This is a genomic window from Lachnoanaerobaculum saburreum DSM 3986 (assembly GCF_000185385.1).
Taxonomy (GTDB): domain Bacteria; phylum Bacillota; class Clostridia; order Lachnospirales; family Lachnospiraceae; genus Lachnoanaerobaculum; species Lachnoanaerobaculum saburreum.
In genome coordinates this window covers 444,916-461,166 of record NZ_GL622296.1, presented here as the reverse complement: position 1 = coordinate 461,166, position 16,251 = coordinate 444,916, and the positions used below count along the sequence as shown (strand labels likewise).

15 protein-coding genes are annotated in these 16,251 nt (G+C 37.1%); 2 read left to right on the top strand and 13 right to left on the bottom strand.

The genetic code is table 11. The annotated features are described in order from the left end of the window. Positions 1–46 precede the first annotated feature (46 nt). Complete coding sequence (locus HMPREF0381_RS02320) at positions 47–1,510, bottom strand: trypsin-like peptidase domain-containing protein (RefSeq protein WP_040461066.1); 1,464 nt, start codon at positions 1,508–1,510, stop codon at positions 47–49. Between the two features lie 183 nt (positions 1,511–1,693). Between HMPREF0381_RS02320 and HMPREF0381_RS02315 the strand changes: the two genes are divergently transcribed. Then, a complete protein-coding gene (locus HMPREF0381_RS02315; protein WP_040461062.1) occupies positions 1,694–2,653 on the top strand; it encodes an HpcH/HpaI aldolase/citrate lyase family protein in 960 nt (319 codons plus the stop codon). 80 nt (positions 2,654–2,733) lie between these two features. Here HMPREF0381_RS02315 and HMPREF0381_RS02310 read toward each other — a convergent pair whose 3' ends face one another. From HMPREF0381_RS02310 to HMPREF0381_RS02280, 7 genes are all read right to left on the bottom strand, one after another. Then, positions 2,734–3,795: a cysteine protease StiP family protein gene (locus HMPREF0381_RS02310; protein WP_008750252.1), complete on the bottom strand. Its 1,062-nt coding sequence runs from the start codon at positions 3,793–3,795 to the stop codon at positions 2,734–2,736. Next, complete coding sequence (locus tag HMPREF0381_RS02305; protein ID WP_008750251.1) at positions 3,779–4,897, bottom strand: phosphoribosyltransferase domain-containing protein; 1,119 nt, start codon at positions 4,895–4,897, stop codon at positions 3,779–3,781. The genes HMPREF0381_RS02310 and HMPREF0381_RS02305 overlap by 17 nt, the downstream gene beginning before the upstream one ends. 50 nt (positions 4,898–4,947) lie before the next feature. Continuing rightward, the gene (locus HMPREF0381_RS02300; protein WP_008750250.1) at positions 4,948–5,730 is read right to left on the bottom strand and encodes a GNAT family N-acetyltransferase; all 783 of its coding nucleotides are present in this window, start codon (positions 5,728–5,730) and stop codon (positions 4,948–4,950) included. A gap of 150 nt (positions 5,731–5,880) precedes the next feature. Continuing rightward, complete coding sequence (locus HMPREF0381_RS02295) at positions 5,881–6,657, bottom strand: C40 family peptidase (protein ID WP_008750249.1); 777 nt, start codon at positions 6,655–6,657, stop codon at positions 5,881–5,883. Positions 6,658–7,011: 354 nt separating this feature from the next. Next, on the bottom strand, positions 7,012–7,572 hold the full coding sequence (locus HMPREF0381_RS02290) for an HAAS signaling domain-containing protein (protein ID WP_008750248.1): 561 nt from the start codon (positions 7,570–7,572) through the stop codon (positions 7,012–7,014). Positions 7,573–7,593: 21 nt separating this feature from the next. Then, the gene (locus tag HMPREF0381_RS02285) at positions 7,594–7,968 is read right to left on the bottom strand and encodes a M48 metallopeptidase family protein (RefSeq protein ID WP_008750247.1); all 375 of its coding nucleotides are present in this window, start codon (positions 7,966–7,968) and stop codon (positions 7,594–7,596) included. After that, the gene (locus HMPREF0381_RS02280; protein ID WP_008750246.1) at positions 7,958–9,193 is read right to left on the bottom strand and encodes a DUF1015 domain-containing protein; all 1,236 of its coding nucleotides are present in this window, start codon (positions 9,191–9,193) and stop codon (positions 7,958–7,960) included. Before HMPREF0381_RS02280 ends, HMPREF0381_RS02285 begins: the two co-directional genes overlap by 11 nt. 200 nt (positions 9,194–9,393) lie before the next feature. Between HMPREF0381_RS02280 and HMPREF0381_RS02275 the strand changes: the two genes are divergently transcribed. Beyond that, positions 9,394–9,762 carry an EXLDI protein gene (locus HMPREF0381_RS02275; RefSeq protein ID WP_008750245.1) on the top strand — a complete coding sequence of 123 codons (369 nt, stop codon included), beginning with the start codon at positions 9,394–9,396 and terminating at the stop codon, positions 9,760–9,762. 92 nt (positions 9,763–9,854) lie between these two features. On the opposite strand, the gene HMPREF0381_RS02270 is transcribed toward HMPREF0381_RS02275, so the two are convergent. The 5 genes from HMPREF0381_RS02270 to ilvD all read right to left on the bottom strand — a co-directional run bounded on the left by HMPREF0381_RS02270 (position 9,855) and on the right by ilvD (position 16,245). Next, positions 9,855–10,382 (bottom strand): flavin reductase, encoded by a 528-nt coding sequence (locus HMPREF0381_RS02270; protein WP_040461059.1) that lies wholly within the window; start codon positions 10,380–10,382, stop codon positions 9,855–9,857. 13 nt (positions 10,383–10,395) lie between these two features. Beyond that, positions 10,396–11,559 (bottom strand): phosphoglycerate dehydrogenase, encoded by a 1,164-nt coding sequence (locus tag HMPREF0381_RS02265; RefSeq protein WP_008750243.1) that lies wholly within the window; start codon positions 11,557–11,559, stop codon positions 10,396–10,398. A 153-nt stretch (positions 11,560–11,712) separates the two neighbouring features. Continuing rightward, positions 11,713–12,810, bottom strand: a complete 1,098-nt coding sequence (serC, locus tag HMPREF0381_RS02260) for a 3-phosphoserine/phosphohydroxythreonine transaminase (protein WP_008750242.1) — start codon at positions 12,808–12,810, stop codon at positions 11,713–11,715. Between the two features lie 46 nt (positions 12,811–12,856). After that, the gene (ilvB, locus tag HMPREF0381_RS02255; RefSeq protein WP_008750241.1) at positions 12,857–14,545 is read right to left on the bottom strand and encodes a biosynthetic-type acetolactate synthase large subunit; all 1,689 of its coding nucleotides are present in this window, start codon (positions 14,543–14,545) and stop codon (positions 12,857–12,859) included. A gap of 8 nt (positions 14,546–14,553) precedes the next feature. Then, a complete protein-coding gene (gene ilvD / locus HMPREF0381_RS02250) occupies positions 14,554–16,245 on the bottom strand; it encodes a dihydroxy-acid dehydratase (RefSeq protein WP_008750240.1) in 1,692 nt (563 codons plus the stop codon). Positions 16,246–16,251 lie beyond the last annotated feature (6 nt).

Here is a 16,251-nt window from a genome sequence, read left to right as displayed (position 1 = left end):
CTTTTATCTTTTGATGCAACAGCATATATTTATCCCCTTTCAAGTATTATCTTATAAAGCTTTTTGCAAATCCGTAAATGGCATCATACGGCACTGCCAGATTTATGTTCTGTCCTTCACTAAATCCCGCTGTGCTTATTCCTATTATCTCTCCATACATATTTAAAACCGCACCGCCTGATGAACCCGGTGAGATCGGTGCACTGAACTGTATCATGTCCACATTGTCTATATTTCTGAATCCGGATATGATGCCGTCCGAAACTGAATTGAAAAGTCCGAGAGGACTTCCTATAGCTACAACCTTTTGACCTCTTACAAGCTTTTTACTTCCACTGTAAAGTCTAAGCGGATTCAGCACTCTGGGTATCCTTATTATAGCAAGGTCAAGGTACTGATTGTACTTTATCACTTCATCGGTTTTATAGGTTCTCTCATCATCTTCAATTCTTACTTCAAAATGGTGACCGCCTCTGATTACATGATCATTGGTAAGTATAAAACCGTCCTTTCCGATCATTATGCCTGAACCGGTTCCAAGCATCTTTTGTCTGCCGTCATATACCGCAATCATTACAATGGATGTTGAAAGTTTTGCAAGCTCTATATAGCTAAGTTCCCTATCTCTTTTTACACCGGAGTCGGGTATATTGGTATCAGGCAATACACTACCTGCCTTTGCCGTTCTTATATTTGATATATGATTTGTATTTGCCGCCATACTCCCTTCAGTCTTTGCCGCCGTCTTACTGTCTCTGTCCTTTCTTCTGACAGATTCAAGGCTTATTCTCACTCTGTTTTCATCTTTATTTGCCGGTATATTATTATCCCTTTTAATATCTCTTTGTGTTATATTCACTGAAGTATCATATGGCTTTAAATCCAGCCTGCCCTCAATAAAATCTCCGATTCTCTTAGTATAAAAAAAATCTTCCATGATATTTATATCCTTGGCATACTGTAAAAGGCAGACATCCATTCCAAGCAGATTTAAAAACACAAAAAAATAAATCTCAGATTCTTTCTCTATATTCTGTGCAACCACCTTTATATTTTTGCCTCCATCTATTTTGATATCCGAAAAGTTTTCACATAACCAGTATAACAGTTTTACAATTATATTTTTCTGTATCGTCTCTGTCAGGTTTTTCTTATATTTATGCAAAAGATTTTGCAGTTTCTTTATAGCATCCGCCAGTTCACTCTCCGCTATACTTGTTTTTAGAATATCTATATGACCGCCGGCTACAAAGTTTTCATAGGCTGTTTTTTGAGTCATGCAATTATTCTCTATCTGAAATGAGTTGATATATTTATAATATATTTTTCCTTCTCTCATTTCCTTTGACAGATATGTAAACAAATCATTTATATCCTTAAGTGTATCGGCAGTTGCTCCTGTGAATTTGACCATGTAAGTATTTCTGATATCACTGTTTCTGCTGCCTCTTATTCTGCCGAAGTCCATATAGCAGTCTATATTTATAGGATTCAACCTGTATTTAAACATATTTACTCCATTGAATTCTTTATTTGTTTTATAACTTTTCTATGCTATAATTATACCAATAATGAGCCTATATTCAAGATGTCGGGACTAAAAGGCAACCCGATGATGCATGATTTTGTACACTTTTTGTTACTGAAATCCGAATGCATTTATAATTTAATATTTTTTAGACAGGTGAAATTTATGAAAGATTCCGGTATTTACTATAGCTTGGGTGCGTTGCTTTATATTGCTGCAGATAACACAAATATTATAGATGATATAATATTTGAAAAATTTAATATTCCATTTTCTTTGGCATTTTCATTTGATATGACAAGTAATGATGCCGAGGCGGATAAGGCTGAGAATGTCCTTATAAAGACTTTGGACAAGTTGTTTGTTGCAAAAAAGGAGCGGAATTTCTATATTCCGAAGCTGTTTATCAGAGTTCTCTCTACAGCACATATTGCACATCTTTATAAGAAATTCGGAAGTCTTTTAGATCTCATCACCGGCTTTATTTTGCCTGATTTTTCCATATCGAATGCAGACGTATATATCTATGAGATGCAGCGTATCAACTCGGTACTTTCCACCCCTGTATATATATTGCCTGAACCGGACAGTATGGCACTTCTGAATCTGAAAACAAGATATAACGATTTATATTCTATCAAGGAAAAACTGTCTACCTATGAGGACTATGTTTTGAATATACTTGTTTCAACCGGCAATGTATTAAACTCCTTCTGTGTCAGGAGAAAAGTGGATGAAAATATTTATCAGAGTAAGCCTGTAGCTTCTCTTATATCAGATATTGTAACCGTATTTGCAACCGACTATATACTCTTAGCCCCCGCTTTTGAATATTATGCAGGTATCGGCTGGGAAGAGGGGCTTTTAAGGGAAATAGAATTTGATAAAATGAACGGTTTTGTAGGCAAGACTGTAGTACACCCGAAACAGATTTCCATTGTTAATGATGCTTATAAAGTATCAAGTATTGACTATGATGATGCACAAAGTGTGCTTGACGATAAGAAAATTTATCAGGTCTGTGCAAATGTGAACGACACAAGAATAAATGAACCCAGAATCCACTACAGCTGGGCGATGCAGATTATATTCCTTGCAAAATACTTCGGGGTAAAAAAATACTGATTATCCTTTTTTATAAACTTAGTTTTATAATTCTTGCAGCTCTTGATACAAACCGCTGTAAGAATTATAAAACTTATTTATTATATATCTTTCATCTTTTTTATAATTCCCATACATTTATAATTGTTCAGCCCGGTATATTCTATTTCACTGTTTTTTTCTTTTGCCAGTTTGATTATATGGCGAAGTTCTTTATCATCCCTATATCTCTCATCTATAAGAACTTTCCATGGAACCCGTCTTAGTAATACTCTTGTAGTCTCTCCGATACCCGGCTTTATCAAGTTTATATCTTCTATACAAAACTTTTTTGCCTGATTTTGTACTTCTATAATTCCTCTTGTCTGAATTCCTCTTGTTTTTTGCAATTTTGTGTTATCTGTATAAATCCTAAAAAGCTTCTGTATTTCATCTATAAATTGACAGCTTAAGTCAAGGCTTTCATATTCACGATAATATATTGCCCCATGAAAATCATTTTTACCTATTATATCACTTCTTAAAAATGTTCTGCTGACCAATCCGCATACTGTAGCATTCAGTGCGGAACTCGGGATAAATATATCATTATATGTTCCTGCAAGTGTAGTCTCGCCTGCCGGATCACATACCACTGCAAGCTCAGGGGATACTCCTTTATAATTTGTTGCAGCTTTCTTTAATTCCTTAAGTATTGCACCCTTTCCAATCCAACCGTCTACAAACAATATATCCTTTGCATTATGGTGTGCCAGAATATATTTCATAGCATTGTCATCAATACCTCTGTCTCTAATTATAGATATGGAATAATGTGATAATTCAATATTATACTTCCACTTAATATATCTTTTCAGAAGTATACCTATAGGAGTGCCTGCTCTTGCCAGTGAAACAAGTACAATATTTTTCCCCCTTTTTTCTATTACCTTATCTGCAAGTGTACCGATTGCATCCGCCACAGACTGTCCGAATATTCTTAGAGAATCAAAATATATATTCATATACTCCTTACTCGGTATATATTCTATCGGAAGCATTTCACTGTAATGCATCCCTGACTGTATAAGTTTTTCTCTTTTTTCACTTGCCAGAGGTTCCACCATACCTGTGACATCCTTTAAAAGAAATATTACATCCTCTTTTTTATAACTGCTGTTCATTATCCCACCTGATAAAGTATATATCTTTGTTTCCGGCAAGTCTGATTGCCTCCAATATATCATTTTCTCCAATCTTATCCTTGCCGTCACTGACTAAAAAGAATATATCGCTGTTTTTCAGATCATAAATATATGTCTGTCTGTTTTTATCATAGATACTCTTTACCTCATATCTGGTATTTAACGGATAGTCATCTTCCTTTGACACTTCAATAGGACTTCTTGTAGATGAATGTACATATACCTTTGCAAACTCTTCTGTATTCTTATCTATATACTCTGCCAGTCTTATCGGCACATAGATAAACTCCTCTGTTCCAAGTACCGTGATAATTTTCTTATCTTTTATAAGATTTTTTATATCTATGTTTTCTTCCAAGGTATTTTCAAGTCTTACTATCTCATCATCCAAGTCCTTTATATTCAGTAACCTTCTGGTTCTTATATCGGTTTTAAAATCAATATATTTTATATCTTTTGCTGCTGACACATTTCCTATCCTACATACATCTCCGTCTGTAACAGTGTAAAGCACATCCTCTTCAAAACTTTCTTTGTTGATATTTTGTATATAGATAATATCAATATTTTTTTCTTTAAAAAAATTTTTTCTGTTATCTGAAAGTGTATTTGTAAGCGGAGCAATCGCATATTTTTTATTTCCGTTAAATATACTCTCTATCTCCTCTATACAATGCCATATCGTATTGCCTGTGGTTATCTCATCTTCTACAAAAACTATTCGCTCCACTTTGTCATAGATAGCTTTTATATCAGGCAGTACAAGTCTTTGTTCCATAGCATGGCTGTGTGCTTCCGTAAAATATATATATTCATTTTCGGCACAGATATTTTCTCTGGTTGTCTGCATAAAATAGGCTCCGGCACTACCGGCCAGAGTCGCTCCGATTGCTATAGCGGTTTCTGCAAAACCTATCACCAGTGCATTCTTTAATATACCTTCCGACAGTTTTGCAAGTGTTTCATACTCATTTTTCACATCTTCAATCAATGCAGGTCTATGTTTACCTTGATTGGCATTGATTATCAAATAGCCTCTTTTATTATTATTAAGGCGTTTTGCAAGGCTTATCTTATTCATTTCTCACACATATAAATATAGAGGTGACTTTCGCCACCCCTATATTAAGTTCAAATCTCATTATCTGAATTATAAATCTGGAATACCTGATACTCCTTTATAAATTCAAATCCGACTCTTGAAGCCAGCTCCACCGAATGCTGATTTCTAACATCTATATAAGGATTTATTTGCCTGTCATCAAGATAGAATGAAATATTGGATGCTGCCGTAAGGGCAAGATTTCTTCTCCTGTATTCAGGATTAGTGGCAAATACCAGCTCCATAAACTCATCACCATATGCTCTGCCTACACAACCGCTGACTGCGGCGCCTCCCTTGTATACCATATAGCCAAGTGCATCTTTTGCAAAGTCTTCACTATTGTCAAAGCAGGCCGAGAAATCCTCACTCCACATGTTCTTTGACAAAATATCATAGTCTTGCGGTTTCACCTTATCTATATTCAATCCTTCTTCCAATGCACCGTTTAACTCAACCAACAAATCCCTGTTCTCTATACCTTTAAACTGCAAAAGATATCTTGAAAAGTTTCTATATCTGCAATCTATATTTTCTACAAGCCAGTCTATCCAAGACTCTGAAGCGGGGATAATATATGATCCTTCTCCATGTCTTGCAATAACTCCCCATAAAGATACAGCTCTATCTTTCTTTGGAGTAACTCCCACTATATATATATAATGGTATACTTTTATAACACAGTATGAAGCTGTACCTGTAGCCGGTATCCAGACTCTCCCACATTTTCCGGCAAGTGCCAGTCTTACTAAGATATCATCTGTTGCCAACTTTTCCAAGCCATCTCTTTCATTCAAGCCAAGTTCAACCATAACACCATCCCTCGTCAAATCTTTTTATTATCTACAAGCATAGTTTAACACAAAGCATGTGTTTATACTACAACAAGATAAATAAAAAAACTATGCTGTTTGTTTCATTTTACAATATAAAAAATCCCCCCAAATTTTTGGGGGTAAATATTAACCTATAACATTTGCCATACGGATGATAGGTCTGTAATTGTAATTTGAAATCTTGATTCCTGTTTTTGTTGATGAAGCATGTACTATCTTGCCGTCTCCGATATACATAGCAACATGACTTACCGATCTGCCTGAACCGTAGAAAATAAGGTCTCCCGGTTGAAGCTGATCCGCACTGGCTACTGTAGCACCTCTGGTAGCCTGCTCGGCAGATGTTCTTGGAAGTCCTACTCCTGCCGCATTTGCCAGAATAAACTTTACAAATCCTGAACAGTCGGCTCCGATATAAGGATTTGTACCGCCATAGATATATCTTCCGCCTACAAAAGTCTTGGCAAAGTTGGCAATCTCAGTTCTCTTATTTGATGCCTGGGCTTCCATTATCTTCTTTGTAGCGGAAGCTATCGCTTCCTCCACAGTATCAAGCTCCTCTATAGTAGCATCTCCATCCTTTATTGAAAGATATCCTTCAACATCATTGTAAGAAACCCTCGCATAACCGCTGCCCATATCCTCAAGTATCTGGAATACTTCTCCTTTATTTGCCTTACCGATTGTCTCATTTGATGACATACTCTTATATATATCAAGTGAATTTGCTTCTACCGTTGCTATAAATGTTCCGCTCTTAAGTGCAGGACCGCTCATAACGCTCTGACCATACTGATATGTAATCTTTCTTACTCTGGTTGTTGCAAAAGCTGTAGCAGGTGACAGAGTAGTTATGGTCATCGCTGATAAAATTCCGATTAAAAGTTTTCTGGTGTTATTCATTATATTAGGCTCCTTATTTCCTTTATAGTAAACCGGCTTTTGCCGGTATTAAAATCTCAAATAATTACAAACCTTTGTGTTTGTTAAGTAATTGTTACGGAACATAGTATAAACTCACACTCATAATATGTCAAGCTTTTTATTTATGAATTGATATAATTCCTCCATATTTAGTTTTTACATAAAATATGGGTATAAATACCATCAAACTTAAGTATTTATACCCCTTTATTATTAGAATCTTATGCTTTTTCACTCTATTATGGATGATTCGGCTTTCTTTATTTTAATCGAAATTATTAAGAAATATATATCGGTTTGATTTGTTAAATCGTGTAATATTTTTGTAACAAATTAGAGCCTGTCTCTATTATCCATAATTCCTTTTATAATCCCTACCGCTATAATTATCGCTAAAATCGGCAAAAGCACCGGAACAAGAAATGAAAATACAGCTACCACCGCCACCACTACAATTATCAAAACCGACAGTGTAATGATTATCGGAAGTATCAAACTTTTGCCGCTCAGATTATATATCTTGAAGGCACTTTTCTCATCATAATTTTTATTATAATCTTTATCAACTGTTTTATTATTAAACTCATTGCTGTTAAATTCATTATTAAACTCAAATGCCGACTTTTCTCTATAATTATTATCACTTACATTTTCATCAATCACTTCATTCTCAAGCCCTACAAAGACATCACTATATCCTTCAGCCATCTTTATTGAATTGGCAATAAGCCTCGGATCGCCAAGCTCATTCATAACATCATCCATGCTTCTTCCCTTTGCAATCTCTCCGTCAATATATGAAGAATAATAGTCTAAATTATATTCTATAAGACCTTCCGAGCCTGTTGAGAATAAACCTCTTCTTAGTCCGTCTAAAAACTCTTCCTTTGTCATATGTCCTCCTGACAGATATATCTAAATATATCTTTTTAATTCCTCTCTTCTTTGCCTGTAGTCAGGCAACTGCCCTTCAACCTCTTCCCAAAAAGCTTTTGAATGATTCATCTGCTTTAAATGTGCAAGCTCATGTACACAGACATAGTCTATCAATCTCTCAGGTAAGAAAAACAATTTAAAGTTAAAGTTTAGATTCTTCTTTGATGAACAGCTTCCCCATATCGTCTTTACATTCTTTATCCTGACCATATTGAAGTGTACATCCATCCGCTTTACAAAATCATTCAACTTCTTTTTAAATATCTTGCCTCCGTCAGAGTGTAACCAAAATTCTACCATAGTTTCATACTTATCTACAGGCAAAATAATATGAAATTTTTCATCATATTTCATGAATAAAGATTCCGCTTCTCAGTTTCGGTTCAAACCATGTAGACTTCGGCGGCATCAGCTTGTTTTCATCTGCAACTGCAAACAATTCCTGCATTGAGGTCGGATGCATCAAAAATGCCGCTTTTCCTCTTCCGCACTTAAGCTCACTCTCTAAAAACTCCACACCTCTTATACCGCCTGCAAACTTTATTCTGTTATCCGTTCTCGGATCCTTTATATCAAATATCGGCTTCAGCACAAAATCCTGCAATATTGATACATCCAAGCTCTTTATAGTATCATCTTTTACACTGTCTTTTACTATATTTTTTGCTCTGCATAAAAAGAACTTATCCTCAAGCAACATGCCGAACTCATGCCTGTCTTTAATTTCTTCCAATATAGGACATTCTGTTATATCAAAATTTTTTGATATACTTTCCAATATCTCATCACAGTTCTTATTATTTAAATCCAAGACAATTCTGTTATACGGCAGAATATGTAACTGCCTTTCATCAAATATTACAGACAAAAAGTAGTTGTATCCTGCATCCTTATCATTTTCATTTTTCCTTCTCCTTAATGCCACCTTTACAGCGGATGCCGCTCTGTGATGTCCGTCCGCTATATACAGTTTAGAGATATCTTGAAAGCATTCGGCTATCTGTGTATTGTACTCTCTTTCAACTTTCCATACTCTGTGCCTTATTTTATCCTCAGATACAAAATCATATATCGGCTCATTATTAGTATTTTGTGCTATTATCTTTTGCAAAGCATCATTTGCTCTGTATGCCAAAAATATAGGTCCGGTCTGTGCATTCAATGTATCTACATGATTTATCCTGTCTATCTCTTTTTCTTCTCTGGTATTCTCATGTTTTTTTATAATATCATTTAAATAATCGTCCACACTTGCAAGACCCACTATACCTACTTGACTTGTGCCGTTCATAGTAAGTTCATACAGATAGTAACTGTCTGTATTATCCTTTTCATATATACCTTTATCCTTAAATTCCTCATATAAATCTCTTGCATATTTATATGCCTCCTTTGAATACATATCAAAATCATCATCAAAAGCGGTTTCAGGTCTGTCAATATTTAAAAAGGCATATGGTTTATTTGCCACAGCCGCTTTTGCTTCTTTTCTGTCATATACATCATATGGCAAAGATGCCACCTGTTCTACCATACTCTCCAAGGGTCTTACACATTTAAAAGATTTTACTATAGCCATCCGTCTCTCCCTAAGTTTTTATTAAATCTCTTCAGAGTATTCTATCAAATGTAGTAACAACAAGCAATATTATATAATGAAGGTTCTTTAAGTAAAGTCATATATTCCTGTGTGCTGTTATAAAATTTTGACAGTAGACAAAAACACTTGTAAATAGTATAATATCGTAAGTAGTGTCGGCAAAATAAAGAGGTGGAACTATGGAGTATACCGAGATAAAATTAAATGTTTCAAATGACAAAATAAAAGAATATAAGCTGTTTGACGGAATAAAGATATATTCAGATATCTTTATATCTGAAGACAAAAAATCGCTTACAAATAAAAGGGTTTATATTACTAAAAAGAAAAATTATGTCTACTATGAAAGAACGGATGTGAATTGGAATTATTGGAATGATAAAAATAAGTATGATTTCAGTTTTGATACGAACAGTATCAAACATAATATTATATTTGAAGTATCAAAAGACTTGACTTCATTTTCACATTATCTGGGAGAAAGAGTTGTTGAAAAGATTATGTTAAAAGAAGCAACCGGAGAGATTGTAGAGAAATTGGATATATAAATATATTATCAGTTTCAGATTTTAATATTTTTTGTACACAAAGGGGATAAGTTCTTCTTATAAAGAGCTTATCCCCTTTAATGGCATATTGATTACTCTATGATTTCTTCTATTTCACCTATCAGAATAAAATGCGGCTCCCAGCCTCCATGGCCGTCGGTATAGATATCAGGATAAAGTTCATAGTAGTCTTTTATTTCCTGTATCAGACTGTTCTTGTCAAACTGTTGCTTACAAAGTTTTTTACATAAAAAAGTCTGCTTTGCCTCTTTAAATCCCATAGTCTTACCTATAGGGATTGCCGTAAGTCCGGCATTTTCTATTTTGTTTTCATTTCTTCCTGAATGACTTCCAAGGTATGCAAGTGCTTTTTTATACTCAGGTGCAAAAAAACTTACAGTAAAATATTCACTGTCATCTATAAACTGCGCCGTATATCTTGACGGGTGTATATATAATGTCACCGTTGCCTTACTTTTTCCCGGCGCACCCCAAATATTTCCAAGGCTTCCCCATGAAACCAGGCAGGAATTAAATTTTTCCTTATTACCTACAGTTATTGCCGCCCAGTCACTGTCAAAAATATCAAAAGGAGCGTACTCTTTTTTTCTAAATTCCATATCTGCCTCCATATTACTTTATGACTCTTACTTTTAAAACTCCGTCTATAGAGTTTAATTCATCTACAAGCTTATCACTTGCCTTACTCTCTATATCTATAAGAGTGTATGCCTTTGTACCCTTTGACTTGTTTGTAAGGTCTGAAATATTGTAGCCGTTCTTTGCAAATGCAGATGTGATCTGACCGATCATATTCGGAATATTCTTGTGTAAGATTGCAACTCTTCCCTCTGACTGACATACTCCCATGTCACAGCTTGGGAAGTTCACAGAATTCTTTATATTACCGTTCTCAAGATAATCTACAAGTTCATTTGCAGCCATTACCGCACAATTGTCCTCACTCTCTTTAGTAGATGCACCCAGATGAGGTATTACAATGGCCTTTTCCATCTTTGCGGACTTTGTATTCGGGAAGTCTGTAACATACCTTGCCACCTTGCCGCTCTCAAGTGCCTTTTCCATCTCATCATCATCTACAAGCAAATCTCTGGCAAAGTTTAATATGATTACTCCGTCTTTCATCTCCGCTATAGAATCTTTGCCAATCATTCCCTTATTGTCATTTGTAAGAGGAAGATGGAGTGTGATATAGTCACAATTTCTAAAGATTTCATTTATATCTGTGATATGCTTTATTTTTCTTGAAAGCCTCCATGCCGAGTTTACTGAAATATAAGGGTCATAGCCAAATACTTCAAGTCCAAGTGATGCTGCGGCATTGGCAACCTCGGCACCTATTGCACCAAGACCTATTACACCAAGTTTCTTGCCCTTAATCTCGCCGCCTGCAAAGTTTTTCTTACCCTTTTCCACATCTTTTGAAATAGTATCCGAATCTTTGATACTTCTTGTCCACTCAATTCCGCCTACTACATCTCTGGCCGCCAAAAGCATTCCGCATATTACAAGCTCCTTTACACCGTTTGCATTTGCTCCCGGAGTATTAAATACCACTATTCCTGCATCGGCACATCTCTCAAGCGGTATATTGTTTACACCTGCTCCCGCTCTGGCAATTGCAAGAAGATTTTTGGAAAATTCCATATCTCCCATTGCCGCAGATCTTACCATAACAGCATCCGCTTCATTTATATTGTCTGTAAGCACATAATTTTCATCAAATATATCTGTTCCCACACTTGCGATAGCATTTAGGCAATGTATCTTTTTCATTATATCTCCTTATATATTCTGCTTGTGAACTACCCATAGTCTAAAGCCTATGGGCTTCCTGCTTCACTGACCTCGTAACCTACTATCTCCACAGGCGTTAATTCGGGCAGTCCCTGCCCTATTGTTTTTTCTTATACTACCTTAACCCACCGTCTAAAGCTGGTGGGATTGCGGTAGCATTATTTCAAATTCCTTCATAAACTCAACCAACTTTACTACACCTTCCTTCGGCATAGCATTGTAGATGCTGGCTCTCATACCGCCTACACTTCTGTGTCCCTTTAAGTTTACAAATCCCTTTGCCTCGGCTTCCTTGACAAACTTGGCATCCAGTTCCTTATCTTCTGTAACAAAAGGTACATTCATAAGTGAACGATCTTCCTTTCTTACAGTTCCTTTAAACATCTTAGATGAATCCAGAAAATCATATAAAATCTTTGCCTTTTCTTCATTTCTTTTCTTCATTGCATCAAGTCCGCCAAGAGATTTTATCCACTTAAATACCTTACCGCAAATATAAATATTGTATGTAGGCGGTGTATTATAAAGAGACTTATTGTCTGCATGAATTTTATATCTAAGCATTGAAGGTGTACCCTCCAATACATTATCGCTAATCAGATCATCTCTTATAATCGCAATTACTACACCCGCAGGTCCGATATTCTTTTGAACACCGCCCCATATAAGAGCATACTTGCTTACATCCATCGGCTCTGACAAAAAACAGGATGACACATCTGCTACCAAGTCCTTGCCCTTTGTATTCGGCAATGTCTTAAATTTTGTACCGTATATTGTATTGTTCTCACAGATATATACATAATCCGCATCTTCTCTTATAGGCAGATCTGAGCAATCAGGGATATATGAATATGTTTTATCCTCACTTGAAGCTACAGCCACTACATCTCCGTACATCTTTGCTTCCTGAAAAGCCTTCTTTGCCCACTGACCTGTAATGATATAGTCCGCCTTTTTATTCTTCATAAGGTTCATCGGAACCATTGCAAACTGTGTATGTCCTCCACCCTGTAAGAACAGCACCTTATAATTATCAGGGATATTTAACAGATCCCTGATATCTCTTTCGGCTTCTTCTATTATGTCTTCATACACTTTGGACCTATGACTCATCTCCATAACAGACATTCCACTGCCTTTGTAATCCAGCATCTCTGCGGCTGCCTCTTTTAAAACTTCCTCAGGAAGTACTGCGGGACCGGCACTAAAATTATAAACTCTTCCCATGATAATCTCCTTATAATATATATTAAAACCTACGGAGGTAGGATTTTTACTTTACCGGATTTAACTTCAAATCTTTTTCATCAAATGCATCTGATATCGCAGCTCCCGGAGATACCATCGGGAATACCTTCTCATCAGAATCAATCTCACAATCAATCACATAAGTAATTTCTGATTTTAATGCCTCATCAAATGCGGCATCAAACTCCTCTTTTGTAGTAACCTTCTTTGCCCTTGCCCCCATAGCTTCAGCCAATTTTACAAAATCGACCTTGTCTCTTAATATAGTCTGTGAATATCTCTTACCATAGAACAGATTCTGCCACTGTCTGACCATTCCAAGCACATGATTGTTGATAACAACCTGTATAACCGGTATATCATATCTTGTAGCTGTAGCTATCTCATTCATATTCATTCTGAAGCAACCGTCACCTGCGATATTTACCACCGTCTTGTCAGGCTTGGCCACCTTTGCACCTATTGCTGCGCCCAGTCCGTATCCCATTGTTCCGAGTCCGCCTGATGTAATAAATGTTCTCGGATGTGTAAACTTATAAAACTGTGCGGCCCACATCTGATGCTGACCTACCTCTGTACATATAACAGTATCGTCTTCAGTCTTTTTATCTATAGTTTCTATTATATATTCGCCTGTAAGACCCTTCTTGTTTGTTCTGATCGGATACATATCCTTTAATCTTTCAATATGTGCAATCCACTCATCATGGTGCAAAGGATCAAGCCTTGCATTAAGCTTTCTTAAGATAAGCCTTGCATCACCTATCAAACTATAGTGAGCCTTAATATTTTTACTTATCTCTGCCGCATCCACATCTATATGTAAGATTTTTGCATTTCTTGCAAATTTTTTTGCATTACCGATTACTCTGTCTGAGAATCTTGCACCTATTACAATAAGCAGGTCACACTCCGTTATTCCAAGGTTACTTGTCTTGGTTCCATGCATTCCTACCATTCCGGTATATTTCGGATCTGAACCGTCAAATGCGCCCTTGCCCATAAGTGTATCCGCTACAGGAGCATCTGTCTTTGAAACAAATGTTCTAAGCTCTTCACTTGCATTTGAAAGTATTACTCCTCCGCCTACAAGTATATACGGCTTTTTTGCCCCTCTGATAAGTGATACCGCATTCAAAATATCTTCTTCACTTATATCCGCCTTAGGGCTTACTTTCTCAGGTTCCTTGTACTCATACTCAAAGCTTTCTCCTGTTACATCCTTTGTAATATCTATAAGTACAGGACCGGGTCTTCCGGTCACTGCAATCTTAAAAGCTCTTCTGATTGTATCTGCAAGTTTGTTGCCGTCTTTTACTATAAAGCTGTACTTTGTAACAGGCATCACTATACCTGATATGTCCACCTCCTGGAACGAGTCCTTCCCAAGCAGATTATTTCCTACATTACATGTAATAGCCACCATAGGTATGGAGTCCATATATGCACTTGCAATACCTGTTACCAGATTGGTGGCTCCGGGACCGCTGGTAGCAAGGCATACACCCACCTTGCCGCTTGCTCTGGCATAACCGTCTGCGGCATGTGAAGCACCCTGCTCATGACTTGTCAGTATATGCCTTATCTTGTCCTGATTTTTATACAGTTCATCATACAGGTTTAATATTGCACCGCCCGGATAACCGAAAACCGTATCCACGCCCTGTTCCAACAGACATTCAACTATTATTTTTGAACCACTTATTTTAGCCATCTATCCTCCTATAATTCATCCACCGTTAAAACTGCACCTCTTGGAGCCCCTGAAACAAGTTTTCTGTATCTTGCCAGATATCCTGTAACCTCATTTAATCTGGGCTTCCAGTTTTCTCTTCTCTTTGCAAATTCTTCTTCACTTACTCGGGCGCTTATAGTGTTTGCATTGATATCAATATCAATGATATCGCCTTCTTCTATAAGTCCTATAGGTCCGCCTACAGCCGCCTCAGGTGATACATGACCGATTGATGCGCCTCTTGAAGCTCCTGAAAATCTGCCGTCTGTAATAAGTGCCACAGTGGTATCAAGCCCCATTCCTGCTATAGCCGATGTAGGATTTAACATTTCTCTCATTCCGGGGCCGCCTTTCGGTCCCTCATATCTGATAACCACCACATCTCCCGGTACTATCTTTCCACCCTTTATAGCTGCAATCGCATCTTCCTCACAGTCAAATATTCTTGCAGGTCCTGAATGCTTTAACATTTCAGGAAGTACCGCACTTCTTTTTACCACACATGAGTCAGGTGCTATATTTCCCTTAAGTACCGCAATACCTCCCACCTTTGAGTATGGATTTTCAGCAGGCCTTATAACCTCCGTATCAAGATTTATTGCATTCTTTATATTCTCACCGACTGTCTTACCTGTAACAGTCATACAGTCAAGGTTTAAAAGTCCGAGCTTTGAGATTTCCTTCATTACGGCATAGATACCGCCCGCCTCGTTAAGCTCCTCTATATAAGTATGTCCTGCCGGTGCAAGGTGGCAAAGGTTCGGAGTTTTTGCACTGATTTCATTTGCAATATCCACATTCAACTCCACACCCGCCTCATAAGCTATTGCCGGAAGGTGAAGCATTGAATTTGTAGAACATCCAAGTGCCATATCCATTGTAAGTGCATTGATAAAAGCTTCCTTTGTCATAATATCTCTTGGACGAATATCTCTCTTTAACATTTCCATTACTGCATATCCCGCTCTCTTTGCAAGGCGGATTCTCTCAGAATATACGGCAGGTATTGTACCGTTACCTCTAAGTCCCATACCTAAGACCTCTGTCAGACAATTCATTGAATTGGCTGTGTACATACCTGAACATGAACCGCATGTAGGGCAAGTCTTATTTTCAAACTCACATACGTCTTCCTCAGTCAGCTTTCCTGCCGCATATGCACCCACCGCCTCAAACATACTTGAAAGTGAGGTGTCCTTTCCCCTTACTCTTCCTGAAAGCATCGGGCCGCCTGATACAAATACTGTAGGTATATTCAGTCTGGCCGCCGCCATAAGCATTCCGGGTACCGTCTTGTCACAGTTCGGAATCATAACAAGTGCATCAAACTGATGTGCCATTGCCACAGTCTCTGTAGAGTCCGCTATCAAATCTCTTGAACAAAGGGAATACTTCATTCCTATATGTCCCATTGCTATACCGTCACATACTGCAATCGCAGGGAACACAACAGGTGTTCCGCCTGCCTCTGCCACTCCAAGCTTTACCGCATCTGATATCTTATCCAAGTTGATATGTCCCGGTACTATTTCATTAAATGAGCTGACTATACCTATTATAGGTTTTCTCATTTCCTCAGGTGTCATGCCGACAGCATTCAGTAGAGACCTGCTTGGTGCCTGCTGCATACCCGATTTCATATTGTTTGAGCGTAAATTCTCCATCTTTCCTCTTTCCATTGCAGC

What these genes read in the sequence shown, in the direction of transcription:
- HMPREF0381_RS02280 (WP_008750246.1), bottom strand. Translation starts at nt 9,193, where the DNA reads ATGGCTATAGTAAAATCTTTTAAATGTGTAAGACCCTTGGAGAGTATG.
- ilvD (WP_008750240.1), bottom strand. Translation starts at nt 16,245, where the DNA reads ATGGAAAGAGGAAAGATGGAGAATTTACGCTCAAACAATATGAAATCG.
- HMPREF0381_RS02320 (WP_040461066.1), bottom strand. Translation starts at nt 1,510, where the DNA reads ATGTTTAAATACAGGTTGAATCCTATAAATATAGACTGCTATATGGAC.
- ilvB (WP_008750241.1), bottom strand. Translation starts at nt 14,545, where the DNA reads ATGGCTAAAATAAGTGGTTCAAAAATAATAGTTGAATGTCTGTTGGAA.
- serC (WP_008750242.1), bottom strand. Translation starts at nt 12,810, where the DNA reads ATGGGAAGAGTTTATAATTTTAGTGCCGGTCCCGCAGTACTTCCTGAG.
- HMPREF0381_RS02265 (WP_008750243.1), bottom strand. Translation starts at nt 11,559, where the DNA reads ATGAAAAAGATACATTGCCTAAATGCTATCGCAAGTGTGGGAACAGAT.
- HMPREF0381_RS02275 (WP_008750245.1), top strand. Translation starts at nt 9,394, where the DNA reads ATGGAGTATACCGAGATAAAATTAAATGTTTCAAATGACAAAATAAAA.
- HMPREF0381_RS02285 (WP_008750247.1), bottom strand. Translation starts at nt 7,968, where the DNA reads ATGAAATATGATGAAAAATTTCATATTATTTTGCCTGTAGATAAGTAT.
- HMPREF0381_RS02300 (WP_008750250.1), bottom strand. Translation starts at nt 5,730, where the DNA reads ATGGTTGAACTTGGCTTGAATGAAAGAGATGGCTTGGAAAAGTTGGCA.
- HMPREF0381_RS02270 (WP_040461059.1), bottom strand. Translation starts at nt 10,382, where the DNA reads ATGGAATTTAGAAAAAAAGAGTACGCTCCTTTTGATATTTTTGACAGT.
- HMPREF0381_RS02290 (WP_008750248.1), bottom strand. Translation starts at nt 7,572, where the DNA reads ATGACAAAGGAAGAGTTTTTAGACGGACTAAGAAGAGGTTTATTCTCA.
- HMPREF0381_RS02305 (WP_008750251.1), bottom strand. Translation starts at nt 4,897, where the DNA reads ATGAATAAGATAAGCCTTGCAAAACGCCTTAATAATAATAAAAGAGGC.
- HMPREF0381_RS02315 (WP_040461062.1), top strand. Translation starts at nt 1,694, where the DNA reads ATGAAAGATTCCGGTATTTACTATAGCTTGGGTGCGTTGCTTTATATT.
- HMPREF0381_RS02310 (WP_008750252.1), bottom strand. Translation starts at nt 3,795, where the DNA reads ATGAACAGCAGTTATAAAAAAGAGGATGTAATATTTCTTTTAAAGGAT.
- HMPREF0381_RS02295 (WP_008750249.1), bottom strand. Translation starts at nt 6,657, where the DNA reads ATGAATAACACCAGAAAACTTTTAATCGGAATTTTATCAGCGATGACC.